This is a genomic window from Bacillus sp. LQ16, assembly GCF_057784645.1.
The window spans coordinates 297,501-318,502 of record NZ_CM173491.1 but is presented as its reverse complement, the minus strand read 5'-3'; the positions used below and the strand labels follow the sequence as shown (position 1 = coordinate 318,502).

Sequence of the window (21,002 nt, the reverse complement as noted above, 5' to 3'; positions counted from 1 at the left end):
ATCAATAAAAGGTTATCTTGACCGGACTTTTTAAACATCCATCTCAATAAAGGTTTAAAAAGGAGGATCAAGAGCACCGAGCATGTCTAGGCGCATTTGCCAGGAGGACACGGAGTGTAGCTTTCCTACATGAGTACCGCACTGGCGATGCAACGACGACATGCGAAGGTTACCTTGACCGGACTTTTTAAACATCCTCTATTAGTGTTTGAAATGACGTACGCCAGTGAACACCATAGCAATCCCATACGTATCTGCCACTTTAATAGAATCTTCATCACGGATCGATCCGCCTGGTTGAATGATTGCTGTAATTCCCGCTTTTGCTGCTTCTTCTAATGTATCTGGCATTGGGAAGAAAGCATCAGATGCAAGCGCGCTACCTTGTGCTTTTTCACCAGCTTGTGTAATCGCGATTTTTGCAGAACCTACACGGTTCATCTGTCCCGCACCGACACCAATTGTCATGTCATCTTTCGCTAAAACAATTGCATTTGATTTCACATGTTTTACAACTTTCCAAGCTAGTTTTAAATCTTTCCATTCTTGCTCTGAAGGTTCACGTTTCGTTGGAATTGAAATTGTACTTTCATCTAATGATAACGTATCTTCCTCTTGAACGAGAAGTCCACCTTGTACAGAAGTTAGTTTTTTGCTTGCACTTGTCGCTTTTTCAATATTTATAGTTAATAAACGTAAGTTCTTCTTACTTTGCAACACTTCTAAAGCTTCTTGCGAGAACGAAGGTGCGATAACAATTTCTAAGAAAATTTCATGTAACTTTTCTGCTGTAGCTTTATCAATTTCACGATTTGCTGCAATAATACCGCCGAAGATTGATACTGGATCTGCTTCATAAGCACGAGTATATGCTTCGTGAATATTAGTTCCTACTCCAACACCACATGGATTCATATGTTTTACTGCTACTACTGCTGGTTCTGTAAATTCTTTTACGATGCTAAGCGCTGCGTCTGCATCATTAATATTGTTATACGATAATTCTTTACCGTGTAATTGTTCTGCGTATGCAACAGAAGAAGTTGCTGCGAATGGCGCTTTATAGAAAGTAGCTTTTTGATGTGGGTTCTCGCCATAACGTAAGTCTTGCTTTTTCTCAAATGTCACAGTTAATGTTTCTGGACTTTCTTCACCCATTTGCTCTGTTAAGTAGTTAGAAATTAACGCATCATACGCTGCTGTATGACGGAATACTTTCGCTGCTAGTTTACGTTTCGTTTCCTCTGCTACTTCACCGTTCTCTTTCAGTTCTGCTAACACAATATCATAATCTACTGGATCTACAATTACAGATACGAATTTATGATTTTTCGCAGCAGAGCGAATCATTGTCGGGCCACCGATATCAATATTTTCAATTGCATCAGCAAATGTTACATCAGGCTTAGCGATTGTTTCTTTAAATGGGTATAAGTTAACAACAACAAAATCAATTGCTTGAATACCTAATTCATTCATTTGCGCTACATGTGTTTCATTATCACGAACTGCTAATAGACCACCATGAATATTTGGATGTAAAGTTTTCACACGACCATCCATAATTTCAGGGAAACCAGTTACTTCAGAAATACCAATTACTTGTAAGCCGTTTTCTTCTAGTAACTTTTTCGTACCACCTGTTGAAATAACTTCAATCCCTTGCTCTAGTAACCCTTTAACAAATTCTACTACTCCTGTTTTATCTGAAACACTTACTAATGCACGCTTTTTCATTTATCCTTCACCCCTGGTTGTATGTTAGTTAACAGTTGCTTCTTTCACAGACTGAACAATTTGATTCACTGTATTTACGTATAATTTATGTTCAACTTGCTGAATTTTCTTTTGTAAGCTTTCTCTCGTATCCCCTTCAGAAACAACCACTGCTTCTTGCGCAATAATTGGCCCTGTATCCATACCTGCATCTACATAATGAATTGTTACTCCAGTTACTTTCACACCTGCTTCTAACGCTTGACCGACAGCATCTTTACCCGGAAAGCTCGGTAGTAATGATGGATGAATATTAATAATCTTTCCGCCGTATGCTTCTAGTAACGTCGGCCCGATTAAACGCATATATCCAGCTAAAATAATATAATCAATTTCATATTCTTCTAGCTTCTTTAATATCTCTTTTTCAAACGCTTCTTTGGACTCATATGCTTTCGCTGAAAAAGCGAAACACGGAATATGATGATAATGCGCTCGCCCAACAGCACGTGCTTCTGGTTTATCACATACTAATAAACTAATTTCTGCATCCAATCTTTTTTCTTCTACCGCATTAACGAGAGATTGAAAGTTAGATCCACTTCCAGAAGCAAAAACTGCTAATCTACTCATAGTGCTTTGCCCCCATTAAAAGTAACGCCAGCTCCTTGTACAGTACGTCCAATAATACGAGCCGTTTCTCCTTGCTCTTCAAGAAGACGAACAACATCTTTTGCATCTTCTTCCTTCACTGCTACTACCATACCAATACCCATGTTAAAAATATTGAACATTTCTTTCTCTTCCAGTTCCCCAACTTCTTGAAGTAAATGGAAGATCGGCTGAATTTTCCAAGATCCTAGTTCAATCTCAGCACCAATTCCTTCTGGCAACATACGTGGGATATTTTCAATAAATCCGCCCCCTGTAATATGCGCCATACCGTATACTTCATGCTTCTTCAATAGTTCTAAAATAGGTTTGACATAAATTTTCGTTGGTTTTAATAATTCTTCACCAAGAGGTAGTTCTAAGCGTCCATAAATACGCTCTAAAGTTAGTTCTCCATCTTCTAGTAACACTTTTCGTACTAAAGAGTAACCATTGCTATGAATACCGCTAGATGCTAAGCCAATTAGCACGTGACCAGCTTCAATCTTTTCACCTGTTACAATTTTCTTTTTATCAACAATCCCAACTGTAAAACCAGCTAAATCATATTCTTCCGTAGAATACATTCCTGGCATTTCAGCTGTTTCTCCACCGATTAATGCACAACCAGCTTGGCGACAGCCCTCTGATATACCTTTGACGATGTTTTCAATTTTACTAGGTTCAGCTTTACCACAAGCAATATAATCAAGGAAGAAAAGCGGCTCTGCTCCTTGGACAACAATATCATTTACACACATTGCTACTGCATCAATACCAATTGTGTCATGTTTATCTGCCATAAAAGCGAGCATCAATTTTGTTCCCACGCCATCTGTTCCAGATACTAATACAGGTTCTTCTAATGCAAATTTTGATAGATCAAACATACCTCCAAAACCGCCTAAACCGCCTAGTACTTCTTTTCTCATAGTTGTTTGTACGTGTTTTTTCATGCGAGATACCGCTTCATATCCAGCTTCAATATCTACTCCTGCTTGCTTATATGCATTCGCCATCGTTATTTACACCTCGTCTTTTAATTTCTCCCCATCCAGGGCGGGCCGTTTTAAGAAAAAAGCTAGCTTCTACAGCAAAAGAAGTAGAAGCTTTTTTCACTTTTCTTATTTCATACTTTCTAAAAGCTCTTGCTCATAATCATAAAGAGCTGTTGGATAGTCCCCATTAAAGTAAGCCATGCATAGGCCGCCATATTTCCCTTCATATGGACGTCCAATTGCATCTACTAATCCATCTTCGCTTAAAAATGTTAAAGAATCTGCTCCGATCATTTCGCGGATTTCTTCTACTGTATTATTTGCTGCAATTAATTCTTTTCTCGTTTGAATATCAATGCCATAGAAACATGGATATTTCAGAGGTGGTGAAGCAATTCTTACATGAACTTCTGTCGCTCCAGCCTCACGAAGCATACGAACAATTCGTTTACTTGTCGTTCCTCTTACGATAGAGTCATCAATCATAACAACTCGTTTCCCCTCAACCACACCTCTTACTGCGGAAAGCTTCATCTTAACCCCTTGCTCACGCAGTTCTTGCGAAGGCTGGATAAAAGTACGTCCAACGTAACGATTTTTAATTAATCCTAATTCATACGGAATGCCTGTTGCCTCCGCATAGCCAATCGCAGCTGAAATACTAGAGTCTGGTACACCAGTAACAACATCCGCTTCAATAGGAGCTTCCGCTGCTAAACGTTTTCCCATATTTTTACGCGCTGCATGAACGTTAACACCAGCAATATTAGAATCTGGTCGTGCAAAGTAAATATATTCCATACTACAAATCGCATGTTCTACATCGTTTGTGAAACGATCTACGTGAATTCCTTCATCATTAATGATAAGTAATTCACCAGGTTCTACATCGCGAATGTATGTTGCACCTACTACATCAAAGGCACATGTTTCAGATGCTACAACGTAAGCATCCCCCATCTTTCCAATTGAAAGCGGACGGAATCCATTTGGATCTAACGCAACGATCATTTCATTTCCAGTTAGTAAAAGATACGCAAACGCACCTTTCACTTTATTTAGAGCCTCTTTTACACTTTCAATTAAAGAGTCTTTCGTACTACGTTTAATAAGATGTAAAAGTACTTCTGTATCTGAACTAGTTTGAAAAATACTTCCCTCTGCTTCTAATTCACGACGAAGCATTTTTGCGTTAATTAAATTTCCGTTATGAGCTAACGCCATACTATGATCGGAAAAACGGAACAACAATGGTTGAACGTTAGCAACTTCACTTCCACCAGCTGTTGCATATCGTACATGTCCGATTGCTGATTTTCCATTTAATCCTTCTAACTCACCTCTTGAAAACACTTCTGATATTAAACCTAACCCCTTGTGACCGACGATTTTTTCCCCATTATTTACGACAATGCCTGCGCCTTCTTGCCCACGGTGCTGTAAACTGTGCAATCCGTAGTATGAAACTTGTGCTGCATTTTCATGCCCCCAAATTCCGAAAACGCCACATTCTTCGTTTAACCCCTTTATTTCAGCAAGCATGGGATTGCCCCTTTCCAAGCCTTTCTCATTTCATCTACATTTGCTGTAAGTAATACTTCATTTTCTTCATTATGAATTGTTACTTCATTTGTACTTGTTACTTCTCCAACTTGGATTGCTTCTACCGCTTTCTCAAACGCCTCTTTATTTTCACGTTTTACAGTTATCACGAAGCGAGACTGTGATTCAGCGAATAATGCTGCTGTTGCTTCTCCATCTAATTTCACAGTAGCACCTAAGCCGTTAGCACCAATTGCACTTTCTGAAATTGCAACTGCTAAACCACCCTCAGCAACATCATGTGCAGATTGAACAAGACCAGCTTGAATTGCTTCTAATACTTGTTTTTGGCGTTTTAATTCTACATCTAGATCGATACTTGGTGATTGACCGAAAATTTTTCCGTGAATCATTTTCTGTAATTCACTTCCGCCAAACTCAGCTTTCGTCTCACCGATTATATAAACTAAATCACCAGCTTGCTTAAACTCTTGTGTTGTTACATGTTTTAAGTCATGTACAAGTCCGACCATCCCAACAGTTGGTGTTGGATATACAGCTTCGCCACTACGTTCGTTATACATCGATACGTTTCCGCCGATAACTGGTGTTTGTAATGTGCGACAAGCTTCACTCATACCGTCTACTGATTTCTCAATTTGCCAGAAGATTTCTGGTTTTTCTGGGTTACCGAAGTTTAAGCAATCTGTAATTGCAAGTGGCTCACCGCCAGAGCATACGATATTACGCGCTGCCTCTGCTACTGCAATTTTACCGCCCATTTCTGGATCTAGATAAATGTAGCGAGAATTACAATCTGTCGTCATTGCTAATCCTTTTTCTGTACCGCGTACACGTACAACTGCTGCATCTGAACCTGGTGTAACCACTGTGCTTGTACGAACTTGGTAATCGTATTGATCGTATACCCACTCTTTACTTGCAATTGTTGGTTGCTGTAATAGAGCGAATAACGCTTCTTTATAATTTTCTACTTTTGGCGTTTCCATTTTCATTGCTTGGAATTCAGTAAAGTATGCTGCTTCTTTTGATGGTTTATGATAAATTGGTGCTTCTTCTGCTAAAGCATCTGCTGGAACTTCAGCTACCTTTTCACCTTTATGGAATAAACGAAGCATTTTATCTTCCGTTACTTTCCCCATCGTAACCGCTGCGAGACCATACTTCTCAAATAAATCTACTATTTCTTGTTCTCTACCTTTTTTCACAACAATTAACATACGCTCTTGTGATTCAGACAGCATCATTTCATATGGTGTCATTCCTGTTTCACGCTGTGGTACATCATCTAAGTACATTTCAATACCCATTCCTGCTTTACTTGCCATTTCTGCAGATGATGATGTTAAACCAGCCGCACCCATATCTTGAATTCCAACAAGTGCATCAGATTGAATTAATTCTAAACACGCTTCAATAAGAAGTTTTTCCATAAATGGATCCCCTACTTGAACCGCTGGACGTTTCGCTTCTGAGCTTTCAGATAGTTCTTCCGACGCGAATGTTGCACCGTGAATACCGTCACGACCAGTTGATGCTCCTACGTACATTACTGTGTTACCAGCACCGTGCGCTTGCCCTTTTTTAATGTCTTCGTGGTTAATCAAACCTACGCACATTGCATTTACAAGTGGATTTCCTTCGTAACATGGATCAAATTGTACTTCGCCGCCAACAGTCGGAATACCGATGCAGTTACCGTATCCTGCAATTCCTGCTACTACTTCTTCGAATAAATATTTCACACGTGGTGACTGTAATTCACCGAAACGAAGTGAGTTTAATAGAGCTACCGGACGTGCTCCCATAGAGAATACGTCACGAATAATACCACCAACACCTGTTGCTGCTCCTTGATATGGTTCAATAGCTGAAGGATGGTTATGACTTTCCATTTTAAATACAACTGCTTGATTATCACCGATATCTACAATTCCAGCGCCTTCTCCAGGTCCTTGCAGAACGCGCTCACCTGTCGTTGGAAACTTACGAAGAACTGGTTTTGAATTTTTATAACTACAATGTTCAGACCACATTACAGAGAACAATCCTGTTTCTGTATAATTTGGCAGACGACCTAAAATCTTTTCAACCATGGCAAACTCTTCGTCTGTTAGCCCCATTTCCGCATATATACGCTCTTCTTTAATTTGTGTTGGATTTGGTTCAAGCATTAACGACATATGTTTCCCTCCACTGTTTTAAGATAGATTGAAAGACTTTTAACCCTTCAGCACCGCCAAGTAATTCATCTACAGCACGCTCTGGATGTGGCATCATACCAAGTACATTTCCTTTTTCGTTTACAATACCAGCAATATCTGAAACGCTACCGTTAGGATTTTCTACGTAACGGAATGCGATTTGATTATTCTCTTCTAATTGTTTAAGAGTCTCTTCGTCACAATAGTAATTCCCCTCACCATGAGCGATTGGAATATTGATTACTTCATTTTTTTCATATTGTGATGTAAACATCGTTTCATTATTTTCAACACGCAACTGAACAGTACGACACATAAATTTTAAGTTTTCGTTTCTCATTAATGCTCCTGGTAGTAATCCTGATTCAACAAGAATCTGGAATCCATTACATACACCTAAAATCGGCTTTCCTTGCTCAGCAGCTTTTTGTACTGCTTTCATTGCATTAGCAAAGCGAGAAATAGCACCGCAGCGTAAGTAGTCACCGTAAGAGAATCCACCTGGTAGTAAAATTGCATCATATTCATCTAAATTCTCTGTATCGTGCCAAACGTAATCTACTTCTTCGCCAAGCTCATCTTTAATTGCATGGAACATATCGACATCACAGTTCGAACCTGGAAATACTATTACGGCAAATTTCACTGTGCGACAACCTCCTCAACTTCATAACGGAAGTCTTCCATTACAACGTTCGCTAATAGTTTTTCACACATTTCTTTTACCTTGCTATCTAAGTCAGATACAGATTTATCAATTGTTAGTTCCATGTACTTTCCGATTCGAACGTCTTGTACTTCTGTGAATGAAAGACTATGAAGAGCTCCTTTTACCGCTGTTCCTTGTGGATCTAATACGCTTTCTCTTAATGTTACATATACCTTAACTTTATACATGTGAAATTCCCCCTAAACGTTTTAAAATCTCTTCATAAGCATCTGTTAAATTTCCAAGATCGCGACGGAATACGTCTTTATCAAACTTCTCATTGCTCGTTTCATCCCATAAACGGCAAGTATCTGGTGAAATTTCATCCGCTAATATGATTTCTCCCTCTTCCGTTACACCAAACTCTAATTTGAAATCTACTAATCTTACACGACAGCTTGCGAAATGATCAATCAACACTTGATTGATTTGTAGAGCCATATCTCGTAATACGCTTACTTGCTCTGGCGATGCAACGTTTAATACACGAATATGATCTTCCGTTACAAGCGGATCTCCTAAATTATCATCTTTGAAGTAAAATTCTACGATTGGTTCTGCAAGTACAGTTCCCTCTTCCATTCCTAATCGTTTTGAAAGACTTCCTGCAATTACATTTCTTGTGACAACTTCTAAAGGAATAATACTCACTTTTTTAACAAGTTGTTCTGTTTCAGATAACTTCTCAACAAAATGTGTTTTAATTCCTACTTCTTGTAACTTTCTGAACAATAAAGTTGTAATCTCATTGTTCAAACGACCTTTTCCTGTAATCGTCTCTTTTTTCTCCCCATTGAAAGCAGTCGCACTATCTTTGTACTCTACCCAAACCATATCTGCTGATTCTGTACGATAAATTCTTTTTGCCTTACCTTCATACAGCAATTCTAGCTTTTGCATTTCGCAAGCCCCCTGTAGTTTGAAAAATGTGAATAATGTTTTTATAAAGAATGGCACAGAATGACTCTATTCTGTGCCATATGAAATTTTACGCTTCGTTTAATCCAAGGCGTTCAAAGATTGTATCAACGTGTTGCATATGATGCTCATAGTTGAAGCATTCATTAATTTCTTCTTGTGTTAACTTACTTGTAATACGCTCATCAGCTTCTACAAGCTCTTTAAATTGTACTTGTGTTTCCCAAGCTTCCATCGCTTTAGGCTGTACGATATCATAAGCTTCTTCACGTACCATACCTTTGTCGATTAGTGTAAGCATTACGCGCTGAGAATAAATTAAGCCGTATGTTCTTGTCATATTGCGTTTCATATTCTCTGGGTATACAGTTAAGTTTTTAACGATATTACCAAAGCGATTTAACATGTAATTTAATGCGATTGTAGCATCTGGTAAAATTACGCGTTCTGCTGAAGAGTGAGAAATGTCACGCTCATGCCACAATGGAACATTCTCATAAGCTGTCATCATATAACCGCGGATAACACGAGCTAAACCAGTCATATTTTCAGATCCAATTGGATTACGCTTATGTGGCATTGCAGAAGAACCTTTTTGGCCTTTTGCGAAAGCTTCTTCAACTTCACGTGTTTCACTCTTTTGTAAGCCACGAATCTCAACTGCCATCTTTTCGATAGATGTTGCGATTAATGCAAGTGTTGACATGTAGTGTGCGTGACGATCACGTTGCAATGTTTGTGTTGAAATTGGTGCTGCTTCTAATCCTAGATTTTCACAAACATATTTTTCTACGAATGGATCGATATTTGCATATGTACCAACCGCACCAGATAGTTTACCAACACGAACTGTATCAGCAGCTTGTTTGAAACGCTCTACGTTACGTTTCATCTCTTCATACCAAAGACCAAGTTTTAAACCGAATGTTGTTGGTTCTGCATGAACACCGTGTGTTCTTCCCATCATGATTGTGTATTTATGCTCTTTCGCTTTGTTAGCTAAAATACTTACAAAGTTCTCTAAGTCTTTTAATATAATTTCATTCGCTTGTTTTAAGATGTAAGATAATGCTGTATCTACTACATCTGTAGATGTTAAACCGTAATGAACCCATTTACGTTCTTCGCCTAGTGCTGGCGTTTCTGATACAGCACGAGTGAATGCAACTACGTCATGACGTGTTTCTTTTTCAATTTCATAAATACGATCAATATCAAATGATGCATGTTCACGAATTTTTTTAACATCTTCTTTTGGAATATCGCCAAGCTCAGCCCATGCTTCACAAGCTAAAATCTCAACTTCTAACCACGCTTTAAATTTGTTCTCTTCCGTCCAAATCGCACCCATTTCAGGGCGTGTATAACGACTAATCATCTTTTTCCCTCCAACAGTTGTTCTTGATGGTCCCAAATATGCAAACTCTTCGCTTTTTCTAGAGCGACTTCAATATTATCATTTAAAATATTAACATGCCCCATTTTTCGCTGTACTTTTGCTTCTTCTTTTCCATACAAGTGTAAATAGCACCCGGTTAATCTATTCACTTGTCTTAGGACCCCTTCTATATGTTCGCCTAAAATGTTTACCATGACAACTGGTTTTAACAAATTTGTTTCTCCTAGAGGTAAATTACAGATTGCTCGAATATGTTGACCAAATTGGCTCGTTTCACATGCATCCTGTGTATAGTGTCCTGAATTGTGAGGTCTTGGTGCTAATTCATTAATGTAAATCTCACCATTAGCTGTAGCAAACATCTCTACAGCTAGTGTTCCCACAAGTTTTAATTCATCCGCAAGTACCTTTGCATAAGCAATTGCTTTGTGAGAAAGCTCTTCTGTAATACGAGCTGGAACGATAGATTCATGCAAAATGTTATTTACATGAATATTTTCCGCTACCGGAAATACTTTCGTTTCACCACTTACACTACGAATCACAATAACGGATACTTCTTTTTCAAAAGGCACCCATTTCTCTAAAATACACTCTGCTTTATCCACAAGATCTCTTGCTGTCTCAACATCAGCCTCACTTCTTAAAACAACTTGCCCTTTCCCATCATATCCACCTGTCGTCGTTTTTAAGACGGAAGGGAATGATAACTCAGCAATTGCTTCTGTAAGCTGATCTTGATTTTGAACTAATCTATACGTTGCTACTGGTAACCCAGCCTTCTCAATTGCATTCTTTTCTGTAAAACGATTTTGCGTTTTATTTAACAACTGACTACCTTGTGGCAAGTAAGCATGTTTTTCAAGCCATTGTAAACATCTATAATCAATATTCTCAAATTCATATGTGACAACATCACTTATCTCTGCTAAATGCTGAATTGCCTTTAAATCGTCATACGGTGCAACAATTTCAATATCAGCAACTTGTGCACATGGTGAATGCTTTGTAGGATCTAAAACAGCAATTTTATATCCCATCTCCTTGGCTGCCAATGCCATCATTCTTCCTAGCTGGCCGCCTCCAATAATGCCGATTGTTTTTCCAGGTAAAATGATTCTCGTCATACTAGCTCACTACCTTCACGCACATCTTTTTCAATCGCTTCTCGTCTCAATTCTAATGCATCATGTACATCATCATGGAATGATCCAAGTATTTGTGCAGCAAGTAATCCAGCATTCGTTGAACCGGCTTTACCAATTGCAACAGTTGCAACTGGAACACCTCCTGGCATTTGGACGATGGATAATAATGAATCTAAGCCGTTTAATGCTTTTGATTGAACTGGAACTCCAATTACAGGAAGATTTGTCTTCGCTGCAACCATTCCTGGTAAATGTGCTGCTCCACCAGCTCCAGCAATAATAACTTTCAATCCACGTTCACGAGCCGTCTCTGCATATTCAAACATATAATCCGGAGTCCGATGAGCGGATACAACTTTTTTCTCATACGGTATATTTAATTCATCTAAAATGTCACAAGCATATTTCATTGTTTCCCAGTCTGATGTACTTCCCATTATGACTCCAACTAGTGATTTCATATTAGAATCCCCCCGATTCAAATAAAAAAAGCCTGAAATAGAACAGTTTCTCTTTTACTATGAGAGAAAGCGCTCTACTCAGGCATACGTATCCCTTGTGAATAGAAAAATACCGAGTGACTTTCCCTCATAGTCTAACGAATAACGGTCGTTAGGTAGAGACTTGCAGGCCATATCCCCGCGATTATATGAGGTCTTATATTATTGTTTCTATGGCTATATTAACAATATTTCATAAACGATGTCAATAAATAATCGAATGTTTTTTTATTAGTAGTCAATAACGTTCGTGTTTTAGTTATATTCAAAACAAGAATTGCAACTATATGCAAGAAGAAAAGGGAATTAGAATATATATTTCTAGAGATCTATTTACTTATAATCGTTTATATAGTACTTCAGTATGTTTTAAATCACAATATGTACAATCTTGTATTCTACACATCAATAGAACTTTTATTATAACGATTTAATTTCTAAGGAGGATAAACATGAAAGAAAGAACTACGCTATTATCCTATTTATTTTTTCTATCGCAGTAATTGTTGTAATTATTGAATACTTATTTATAGCATCTCATTATTTAAAATATATACTTATGATAGAAATAATGTGTCCTATTTTAAGTATTACTTTAGCGGCATTAGGAAAATCAGAAACACAAAAAATCATTGCTATTATTTTAAACAGTCTCTATTTCATTCTTTTTTCGTCTTTAGCGTTTTTAAATTTATGGATTATAACATCCGGTAAATAAAAATAAACACAAAAAAACCTAAGTCGAAACGACTTAGGTTTTTGCTTGGCGACGTCCTACTCTCACAGGGACAAGGTCCCAACTACCATCGGCGCTAGAGAGCTTAACTTCCGTGTTCGGTATGGGAACGGGTGTGACCTCTCTGCCATCATCACCAAACTATTGAAGGTATATTCCTTCAAAACTAGATAACATTTGCTACATATTATATGGTTAAGTCCTCGATCTATTAGTATTCGTCAGCTCCACATGTCACCATGCTTCCACCTCGAACCTATCAACCTGATCATCTTTCAGGGATCTTACTAGCTTACGCTATGGGAAATCTCATCTTGAGGGGGGCTTCATGCTTAGATGCTTTCAGCACTTATCCCTTCCGCACATAGCTACCCAGCTATGCCCTTGGCAGAACAACTGGTACACCAGCGGTGCGTCCATCCCGGTCCTCTCGTACTAAGGACAGCTCCTCTCAAATTTCCTACGCCCACGACGGATAGGGACCGAACTGTCTCACGACGTTCTGAACCCAGCTCGCGTACCGCTTTAATGGGCGAACAGCCCAACCCTTGGGACCGACTACAGCCCCAGGATGCGATGAGCCGACATCGAGGTGCCAAACCTCCCCGTCGATGTGGACTCTTGGGGGAGATAAGCCTGTTATCCCCGGGGTAGCTTTTATCCGTTGAGCGATGGCCCTTCCATGCGGAACCACCGGATCACTAAGCCCGACTTTCGTCCCTGCTCGACTTGTAGGTCTCGCAGTCAAGCTCCCTTATGCCTTTGCACTCTACGAATGATTTCCAACCATTCTGAGGGAACCTTTGGGCGCCTCCGTTACACTTTAGGAGGCGACCGCCCCAGTCAAACTGCCCACCTGACACTGTCTCCCGGGTCGATAAGACCCGTAGGTTAGAATTTCAATACAGTCAGGGCGGTATCCCACCAGCGCCTCCACCGAAGCTAGCGCTCCGGTTTCAATGGCTCCCGCCTATCCTGTACAAACTGTACCAAAATTCAATATCAGGCTACAGTAAAGCTCCACGGGGTCTTTCCGTCCTGTCGCGGGTAACCTGCATCTTCACAGGTACTATAATTTCACCGAGTCTCTGGTTGAGACAGTGCCCAAATCGTTACACCTTTCGTGCGGGTCGGAACTTACCCGACAAGGAATTTCGCTACCTTAGGACCGTTATAGTTACGGCCGCCGTTTACTGGGGCTTCAGTTCAGAGCTTCGCTTACGCTAACCCCTCTCCTTAACCTTCCAGCACCGGGCAGGTGTCACCCCCTATACTTCGCCTTACGGCTTCGCAGAGAGCTGTGTTTTTGCTAAACAGTCGCTTGGGCCTATTCACTGCGGCTTTCCGTTAAGAAAGCACCCCTTCTCCCGAAGTTACGGGGTCATTTTGCCGAGTTCCTTAACCAGAGTTCTCTCGCACACCTTAGGATTCTCTCCTCGCCTACCTGTGTCGGTTTGCGGTACAGGCACCTTTTATCTCGCTAGAAGCTTTTCTTGGCAGCGGGGAATCAAAGACTTCGCTCCATAAGGAGCTTCCCCATCACAGCTCAGCCTTCACGATAAGCGGATTTGCCTACTTATCAGCCTAACTGCTTGGACGTGCACAACCAATCGCACGCTTCTTCTATCCTTCTGCGTCCCTCCATTGCTCAAACGATAAAGAGGTGGTACAGGAATATCAACCTGTTGTCCATCGCCTACGCCTGTCGGCCTCGGCTTAGGTCCTGACTAACCCTGAGCGGACGAGCCTTCCTCAGGAAACCTTAGGCATTCGGTGGACGGGATTCTCACCCGTCTTTCGCTACTCATACCGGCATTCTCACTTCTAAGCGCTCCACCAGTCCTTCCGGTCTGACTTCACTGCACTTAGAACGCTCCCCTACCACTGATACCATTGGTATCAATTCGCAGCTTCGGTGGTGTATTTAGCCCCGGTACATTTTCGGCGCAGAGTCACTCGACTAGTGAGCTATTACGCACTCTTTAAATGGTGGCTGCTTCTAAGCCAACATCCTAGTTGTCTAAGCAACTCCACATCCTTTTCCACTTAATACACACTTTGGGACCTTAGCTGGCGATCTGGGCTGTTTCCCTCTTGACTACGGATCTTATCACTCGCAGTCTGACTCCTAAGGATAAGTCATTGGCATTCGGAGTTTGACTGAATTCGGTAATCCGATGAGGACCCCTAGTTCAATCAGTGCTCTACCTCCAAGACTCTTACACTTAAGGCTAGCCCTAAAGCTATTTCGGGGAGAACCAGCTATCTCCAGGTTCGATTGGAATTTCTCCGCTACCCACACCTCATCCCCGCACTTTTCAACGTGCGTGGGTTCGGGCCTCCATTCAGTGTTACCTGAACTTCACCCTGGACATGGGTAGATCACCTGGTTTCGGGTCTACGACCACGTACTAAACGCCCTATTCAGACTCGCTTTCGCTGCGGCTCCGCCTCTTCAGCTTAACCTTGCACGGGATCGTAACTCGCCGGTTCATTCTACAAAAGGCACGCCATCACCCATTAACGGGCTCTGACTATTTGTAGGCACACGGTTTCAGGATCTCTTTCACTCCCCTTCCGGGGTGCTTTTCACCTTTCCCTCACGGTACTGGTTCACTATCGATCACTAGGGAGTATTTAGCCTTGGGAGATGGTCCTCCCAGATTCCGACGGAATTTCACGTGTTCCGCCGTACTCAGGATACATTCAAGAGAGAACGAAGTTTCGACTACGGGGTTGTTACCCTCTACGACGGACCTTTCCAGGTCGCTTCGTCTACCTCGTTCCTTTGTAACTCCGTATAGAATGTCCTACAACCCCAAGAGGCAAGCCTCTTGGTTTGGGCTATGTTCCGTTTCGCTCGCCGCTACTCAGGAAATCGCATTTGCTTTCTCTTCCTCCAGGTACTTAGATGTTTCAGTTCCCTGGGTCTGTCTTCCATACCCTATGTATTCAGGTAAGGATACCATACCATTACGTATAGTGGGTTTCCCCATTCGGAAATCTTCGGATCAAAGCTTACTTACAGCTCCCCGAAGCATATCGGCGTTAGTCCCGTCCTTCATCGACTCCTAGTGTCAAGGCATCCACCGTGCGCCCTTTCTAACTTAACCAAACTAAAAATTAAAAAATATGAGCTACACTGTTATCTAGTTTTCAAAGAACATACATTTATATATGAGAGATAGTTCTCTCAAAACTGAACAAAACGAAACACGGAAACTTATATTGATGAACAGCGTTCATCAATTCTCCATAGAAAGGAGGTGATCCAGCCGCACCTTCCGATACGGCTACCTTGTTACGACTTCACCCCAATCATCTGTCCCACCTTAGGCGGCTGGCTCCAAAAAGGTTACCCCACCGACTTCGGGTGTTACAAACTCTCGTGGTGTGACGGGCGGTGTGTACAAGGCCCGGGAACGTATTCACCGCGGCATGCTGATCCGCGATTACTAGCGATTCCAGCTTCATGTAGGCGAGTTGCAGCCTACAATCCGAACTGAGAACGGTTTTATGAGATTAGCTCCACCTCGCGGTCTTGCAGCTCTTTGTACCGTCCATTGTAGCACGTGTGTAGCCCAGGTCATAAGGGGCATGATGATTTGACGTCATCCCCACCTTCCTCCGGTTTGTCACCGGCAGTCACCTTAGAGTGCCCAACTTAATGATGGCAACTAAGATCAAGGGTTGCGCTCGTTGCGGGACTTAACCCAACATCTCACGACACGAGCTGACGACAACCATGCACCACCTGTCACTCTGCTCCCGAAGGAGAAGCCCTATCTCTAGGGTTTTCAGAGGATGTCAAGACCTGGTAAGGTTCTTCGCGTTGCTTCGAATTAAACCACATGCTCCACCGCTTGTGCGGGCCCCCGTCAATTCCTTTGAGTTTCAGCCTTGCGGCCGTACTCCCCAGGCGGAGTGCTTAATGCGTTAACTTCAGCACTAAAGGGCGGAAACCCTCTAACACTTAGCACTCATCGTTTACGGCGTGGACTACCAGGGTATCTAATCCTGTTTGCTCCCCACGCTTTCGCGCCTCAGTGTCAGTTACAGACCAGAAAGTCGCCTTCGCCACTGGTGTTCCTCCATATCTCTACGCATTTCACCGCTACACATGGAATTCCACTTTCCTCTTCTGCACTCAAGTCTCCCAGTTTCCAATGACCCTCCACGGTTGAGCCGTGGGCTTTCACATCAGACTTAAGAAACCACCTGCGCGCGCTTTACGCCCAATAATTCCGGATAACGCTTGCCACCTACGTATTACCGCGGCTGCTGGCACGTAGTTAGCCGTGGCTTTCTGGTTAGGTACCGTCAAGGTGCCAGCTTATTCAACTAGCACTTGTTCTTCCCTAACAACAGAGTTTTACGACCCGAAAGCCTTCATCACTCACGCGGCGTTGCTCCGTCAGACTTTCGTCCATTGCGGAAGATTCCCTACTGCTGCCTCCCGTAGGAGTCTGGGCCGTGTCTCAGTCCCAGTGTGGCCGATCACCCTCTCAGGTCGGCTACGCATCGTTGCCTTGGTGAGCCGTTACCTCACCAACTAGCTAATGCGACGCGGGTCCATCCATAAGTGACAGCCGAAGCCGCCTTTCAATTTCGAACCATGCGGTTCAAAATGTTATCCGGTATTAGCCCCGGTTTCCCGGAGTTATCCCAGTCTTATGGGCAGGTTACCCACGTGTTACTCACCCGTCCGCCGCTAACTTCTTGAGAGCAAGCTCTCAATCCATTCGCTCGACTTGCATGTATTAGGCACGCCGCCAGCGTTCATCCTGAGCCAGGATCAAACTCTCCAATAAAGTTAGTTTGTCTAGCATCTAAAAATAAAAATTGACGTTTCACGTTGTTTGTTTCGTTCAGTTTTCAAAGAACTACTTGGTCGCTCATTTGCGACTTCCTTATGTTAACATCTTCGTTAGTTAATGTCAACTAAGTTTTTTATTTCGTTTGTCGCTTGCGACATTAATGTCATCGGCGACTTGTCCTATATTACACCTCTATATAATAATAGTCAATATTAATCTTTCATTTTTTTAAAAAAGATGAAAAAGACTCTCATACCCCCTCTTTATTCCTCATACATATCAGTAAAATAACTGAAAGGAGTGTAGAACTTGTTCGATCCTTCTTTATTAAACACCATAAGCGCCCATTCAAGAAGCCCACACTATCATAGGAAGTTTCCCATCATTCTATTTTGGAGTCAAAAAAGCGGTTGCACTTCTCTTGCCAATTGGTTCTTTTACCAGATTGATTTATTGCAAACAGCTCTAAGTTATAGTCCTTTCATTCATAATTATGAATATGATATATACAAAAGTACACCTGCTTATAGTGTACGACTAGGGGTAGCGCTACGAGAAAAACAAAAAGAAACGTTTAAACTTGTTCGTAACCCTTATAGGAGAGCAGTCAGTTCTTTCGTATCCTTAATTGGACCTCCTTATATGGAAAATCCCGAATGGAAACCCATCCGAAAGTTTTTATATCAAGATGAAAATTCCCCCAAAGGGATCTCATTTAAACAATTTCTATACTATCTATTTATGAAAGGGGCTCACGCAAGTGATATTAACCCACATTTCACACAACAATATATAGCTGGTGAAGAAGAATATGTCACCAATTATATATACTTAGAAAACTTTGATCAGGAAATGAAAGAATTAGAAAAGCGTTTCGAATTAAAAAACGCACCAATAAATGAGTTCTCAACATCATGGCATCATCAAACTCCCGCCATGATTTATAAAGGGAATTTTAGCGAAGGCGATATTACTGATCCTTTATTTCCCCGTCATCCAACTTTTGAAAGCTTTTATGATACTGAATGTATACAACTTGTTCAAACAATATTTCAAAATGATTTCGACACATATAAATACAGCAAAGAATATCCATACTAATTTTAGTCTATTATCTTTGCTAAATAAAAAAGATACCTCATATATAAGGTATCTTTTTAACATTTCAATTATATAAATCATACTGTTTAACAGTCTCTATTCTCCACCTTGTTACCTTTTAATAGATTACATAACTTTTGCTTATCCGCCCATCCTACTCCAATTAAAACTAAACTTGCTCCCATTATTACTCTCCATGTCAGAGATTCATTTAATAGAATAATTGAAGTAACAATACTTATTAACGGTAATGCATTTAAATATAATCCGCTTACTGATGCTGAAACTCTCTCTAGCGCTTTATTCCAAAACCAATACGCTAAAATTGTTGCTCCAATAACAAGGTATATTACACTAAGTCCCGTTTTCCAAGTTTCAATCTTCGGTAAACCGTAATAAAGAATTTCTACCAGTGCAAATGGTAATAGAATAACAGCTCCAATAATTAAAGTTAATGTTGTAAAAACCTCGTTTGATAAATACTGTTCTTGTTTTGGTCGTTTTAGCAAAACCGTGTAGAAAGCAAATAGAAAAGTACTTAATAATATCAGTATATCTCCTATTAAAGACACTTCTTGATCAGCACTTTTAGATGGAATCGTAATAAAGAGTACTCCTATAGCACCCAATATAATTCCTATCCAATAATTCAATCGAATTTTCTCTTTCAAAAAGAATGCTGAAAAAAGAATTGTAACTAATGGTAATGCAGCATCTATGATACTAACATGTAATCCACTTGTTAAAGAAATACCGTACGATGTGAACATAAAATACCCAGCTACACCGGTAAAAGCTAACAAACTCATTCTTTTCCATGGAACTTTTTTATGTACAACTGATTTTTGTAGTTGCTTAAATGAAAATAGCATACAAATTCCACCTGCAAAGAAAAGACGAATAAACAACAAAGTAAACGGCTGAATAGATTCTAACGCCCATTTTGTTGGCGCAATAGCTGTCCCCCATAATATAACAGCCACTAATAACATGCATATTTCTTTCATAATCCCCCACACCCATCAAAAATATATGTTAACTACCTTAATTATAGATTTTTTCTTATGTAAAATCCTTTAAAAACACAAAAGGTTATGCAAAAAGAGCTAGATTGCTACTTTTTGCATAACCTTTTTTTATATCTCGACTATACCCTTATAAAAGGTAATTCTTACCTTTATATTTTAAGTAATAAAAATAAACACAAAAAAACCTAAGTCGAAACGACTTAGGTTTTTGCTTGGCGACGTCCTACTCTCACAGGGACAAGGTCCCAACTACCATCGGCGCTAGAGAGCTTAACTTCCGTGTTCGGTATGGGAACGGGTGTGACCTCTCTGCCATCATCACCAAACTATTGAAGGTATATTCCTTCAAAACTAGATAACATTTGCTACATATTATATGGTTAAGTCCTCGATCTATTAGTATTCGTCAGCTCCACATGTCACCATGCTTCCACCTCGAACCTATCAACCTGATCATCTTTCAGGGATCTTACTAGCTTACGCTATGGGAAATCTCATCTTGAGGGGGGCTTCATGCTTAGATGCTTTCAGCACTTATCCCTTCCGCACATAGCTACCCAGCTATGCCCTTGGCAGAACAACTGGTACACCAGCGGTGCGTCCATCCCGGTCCTCTCGTACTAAGGACAGCTCCTCTCAAATTTCCTACGCCCACGACGGATAGGGACCGAACTGTCTCACGACGTTCTGAACCCAGCTCGCGTACCGCTTTAATGGGCGAACAGCCCAACCCTTGGGACCGACTACAGCCCCAGGATGCGATGAGCCGACATCGAGGTGCCAAACCTCCCCGTCGATGTGGACTCTTGGGGGAGATAAGCCTGTTATCCCCGGGGTAGCTTTTATCCGTTGAGCGATGGCCCTTCCATGCGGAACCACCGGATCACTAAGCCCGACTTTCGTCCCTGCTCGACTTGTAGGTCTCGCAGTCAAGCTCCCTTATGCCTTTGCACTCTACGAATGATTTCCAACCATTCTGAGGGAACCTTTGGGCGCCTCCGTTACACTTTAGGAGGCGACCGCCCCAGTCAAACTGCCCACCTGACACTGTCTCCCGGGTCGATAAGACCCGTAGGTTAGAATTTCAATACAGTCAGGGCGGTATCCCACCAGCGCCTCCACCGAAGCTAGCGCTCCGGTTTCAATGGCTCCCGCCTATCCTGTACAAACTGTACCAAAATTCAATATCAGGCTACAGTAAAGCTCCACGGGGTCTTTCCGTCCTGTCGCGGGTAACCTGCATCTTCACAGGTACTATAATTTCACCGAGTCTCTGGTTGAGACAGTGCCCAAATCGTTACACCTTTCGTGCGGGTCGGAACTTACCCGACAAGGAATTTCGCTACCTTAGGACCGTTATAGTTACGGCCGCCGTTTACTGGGGCTTCAGTTCAGAGCTTCGCTTACGCTAACCCCTCTCCTTAACCTTCCAGCACCGGGCAGGTGTCACCCCCTATACTTCGCCTTACGGCTTCGCAGAGAGCTGTGTTTTTGCTAAACAGTCGCTTGGGCCT

General features: G+C 41.3%; 13 protein-coding genes, 5 rRNA genes, 1 pseudogene and 1 riboswitch (1 of these 20 only partly in view). Of the genes and pseudogenes, 2 read left to right on the top strand and 17 right to left on the bottom strand.

Features of this window, described 5'->3' with window-relative positions; all coding sequences use genetic code 11:
- Positions 1-201: 201 nt before the first annotated feature.
- The 11 genes from purH to purE form a co-directional block, all read right to left on the bottom strand.
- A complete protein-coding gene (purH, locus tag AC3EMB_RS01730; protein WP_000745406.1) occupies positions 202-1,737 on the bottom strand; it encodes a bifunctional phosphoribosylaminoimidazolecarboxamide formyltransferase/IMP cyclohydrolase in 1,536 nt (511 codons plus the stop codon).
- 24 nt (positions 1,738-1,761) lie between these two features.
- Entirely contained in the window at positions 1,762-2,349 is a 588-nt protein-coding gene (gene purN, locus AC3EMB_RS01725; RefSeq protein ID WP_000088577.1) for a phosphoribosylglycinamide formyltransferase, read from the bottom strand.
- Positions 2,346-3,386, bottom strand: coding sequence for a phosphoribosylformylglycinamidine cyclo-ligase (purM, locus tag AC3EMB_RS01720; RefSeq protein WP_488517414.1), 1,041 nt, complete (start codon positions 3,384-3,386; stop codon positions 2,346-2,348). Before purM ends, purN begins: the two co-directional genes overlap by 4 nt.
- A gap of 105 nt (positions 3,387-3,491) precedes the next feature.
- The gene (gene purF / locus AC3EMB_RS01715; protein WP_000879026.1) at positions 3,492-4,907 is read right to left on the bottom strand and encodes an amidophosphoribosyltransferase; all 1,416 of its coding nucleotides are present in this window, start codon (positions 4,905-4,907) and stop codon (positions 3,492-3,494) included.
- A complete protein-coding gene (purL, locus tag AC3EMB_RS01710) occupies positions 4,892-7,111 on the bottom strand; it encodes a phosphoribosylformylglycinamidine synthase II (protein ID WP_423098003.1) in 2,220 nt (739 codons plus the stop codon). Before purL ends, purF begins: the two co-directional genes overlap by 16 nt.
- Positions 7,095-7,778, bottom strand: a complete 684-nt coding sequence (purQ, locus tag AC3EMB_RS01705; protein ID WP_000666784.1) for a phosphoribosylformylglycinamidine synthase subunit PurQ — start codon at positions 7,776-7,778, stop codon at positions 7,095-7,097. The genes purL and purQ overlap by 17 nt, the downstream gene beginning before the upstream one ends.
- Complete coding sequence (purS, locus tag AC3EMB_RS01700) at positions 7,775-8,029, bottom strand: phosphoribosylformylglycinamidine synthase subunit PurS (protein ID WP_000278823.1); 255 nt, start codon at positions 8,027-8,029, stop codon at positions 7,775-7,777. Before purS ends, purQ begins: the two co-directional genes overlap by 4 nt.
- Entirely contained in the window at positions 8,022-8,741 is a 720-nt protein-coding gene (purC, locus tag AC3EMB_RS01695) for a phosphoribosylaminoimidazolesuccinocarboxamide synthase (RefSeq protein ID WP_001170549.1), read from the bottom strand. Before purC ends, purS begins: the two co-directional genes overlap by 8 nt.
- Before the next feature lie 88 nt (positions 8,742-8,829).
- Complete coding sequence (gene purB, locus AC3EMB_RS01690) at positions 8,830-10,137, bottom strand: adenylosuccinate lyase (RefSeq protein WP_000625682.1); 1,308 nt, start codon at positions 10,135-10,137, stop codon at positions 8,830-8,832.
- Positions 10,134-11,285: a 5-(carboxyamino)imidazole ribonucleotide synthase gene (gene purK, locus AC3EMB_RS01685; protein WP_488517413.1), complete on the bottom strand. Its 1,152-nt coding sequence runs from the start codon at positions 11,283-11,285 to the stop codon at positions 10,134-10,136. The genes purB and purK overlap by 4 nt, the downstream gene beginning before the upstream one ends.
- Positions 11,282-11,767 carry a 5-(carboxyamino)imidazole ribonucleotide mutase gene (purE, locus tag AC3EMB_RS01680; RefSeq protein ID WP_053565403.1) on the bottom strand — a complete coding sequence of 162 codons (486 nt, stop codon included), beginning with the start codon at positions 11,765-11,767 and terminating at the stop codon, positions 11,282-11,284. The genes purK and purE overlap by 4 nt, the downstream gene beginning before the upstream one ends.
- 110 nt (positions 11,768-11,877) lie before the next feature.
- Positions 11,878-11,979: riboswitch (purine riboswitch) on the bottom strand.
- A 279-nt stretch (positions 11,980-12,258) separates the two neighbouring features.
- Here purE and AC3EMB_RS01675 point away from each other — a divergent pair.
- Positions 12,259-12,524, top strand: a pseudogene (locus AC3EMB_RS01675) (hypothetical protein).
- Between the two features lie 43 nt (positions 12,525-12,567).
- Here AC3EMB_RS01675 and rrf (AC3EMB_RS01670) read toward each other — a convergent pair.
- The 3 genes from rrf (AC3EMB_RS01670) to AC3EMB_RS01660 all read right to left on the bottom strand — a co-directional run bounded on the left by rrf (AC3EMB_RS01670) (position 12,568) and on the right by AC3EMB_RS01660 (position 17,353).
- Positions 12,568-12,683, bottom strand: a 5S ribosomal RNA gene (gene rrf, locus AC3EMB_RS01670).
- 50 nt (positions 12,684-12,733) lie between these two features.
- Positions 12,734-15,655: ribosomal RNA gene (locus AC3EMB_RS01665) — 23S ribosomal RNA — on the bottom strand.
- Positions 15,656-15,801: 146 nt separating this feature from the next.
- Positions 15,802-17,353 (bottom strand): 16S ribosomal RNA (locus AC3EMB_RS01660).
- Together the 16S, 23S and 5S rRNA genes form the textbook arrangement of a ribosomal RNA operon.
- Positions 17,354-17,668: 315 nt before the next feature.
- On the opposite strand from AC3EMB_RS01660, the gene AC3EMB_RS01655 reads away from it, so the two are divergent.
- Positions 17,669-18,460 carry a sulfotransferase family 2 domain-containing protein gene (locus AC3EMB_RS01655; RefSeq protein ID WP_000460203.1) on the top strand — a complete coding sequence of 264 codons (792 nt, stop codon included), beginning with the start codon at positions 17,669-17,671 and terminating at the stop codon, positions 18,458-18,460.
- Between the two features lie 86 nt (positions 18,461-18,546).
- On the opposite strand, the gene AC3EMB_RS01650 is transcribed toward AC3EMB_RS01655, so the two are convergent.
- The 3 genes from AC3EMB_RS01650 to AC3EMB_RS01640 all read right to left on the bottom strand — a co-directional run.
- Positions 18,547-19,467, bottom strand: a complete 921-nt coding sequence (locus tag AC3EMB_RS01650; protein ID WP_000658281.1) for a DMT family transporter — start codon at positions 19,465-19,467, stop codon at positions 18,547-18,549.
- A 231-nt stretch (positions 19,468-19,698) separates the two neighbouring features.
- Positions 19,699-19,814: ribosomal RNA gene (rrf, locus tag AC3EMB_RS01645) — 5S ribosomal RNA — on the bottom strand.
- Positions 19,815-19,864: 50 nt separating this feature from the next.
- A 23S ribosomal RNA gene (locus AC3EMB_RS01640) occupies positions 19,865-21,002 on the bottom strand; it runs 1,784 nt beyond the window's last position.

Bases quoted from the DNA above. Each gene is read 5' to 3' on its own strand.
- purH (WP_000745406.1), bottom strand. From the start codon at position 1,737: ATGAAAAAGCGTGCATTAGTAAGTGTTTCAGATAAAACAGGAGTAGTA.
- purN (WP_000088577.1), bottom strand. From the start codon at position 2,349: ATGAGTAGATTAGCAGTTTTTGCTTCTGGAAGTGGATCTAACTTTCAA.
- purM (WP_488517414.1), bottom strand. From the start codon at position 3,386: ATGGCGAATGCATATAAGCAAGCAGGAGTAGATATTGAAGCTGGATAT.
- purF (WP_000879026.1), bottom strand. From the start codon at position 4,907: ATGCTTGCTGAAATAAAGGGGTTAAACGAAGAATGTGGCGTTTTCGGA.
- purL (WP_423098003.1), bottom strand. From the start codon at position 7,111: ATGTCGTTAATGCTTGAACCAAATCCAACACAAATTAAAGAAGAGCGT.
- purS (WP_000278823.1), bottom strand. From the start codon at position 8,029: ATGTATAAAGTTAAGGTATATGTAACATTAAGAGAAAGCGTATTAGAT.
- purC (WP_001170549.1), bottom strand. From the start codon at position 8,741: ATGCAAAAGCTAGAATTGCTGTATGAAGGTAAGGCAAAAAGAATTTAT.
- purB (WP_000625682.1), bottom strand. From the start codon at position 10,137: ATGATTAGTCGTTATACACGCCCTGAAATGGGTGCGATTTGGACGGAA.
- purK (WP_488517413.1), bottom strand. From the start codon at position 11,285: ATGACGAGAATCATTTTACCTGGAAAAACAATCGGCATTATTGGAGGC.
- purE (WP_053565403.1), bottom strand. From the start codon at position 11,767: ATGAAATCACTAGTTGGAGTCATAATGGGAAGTACATCAGACTGGGAA.
- AC3EMB_RS01650 (WP_000658281.1), bottom strand. From the start codon at position 19,467: ATGAAAGAAATATGCATGTTATTAGTGGCTGTTATATTATGGGGGACA.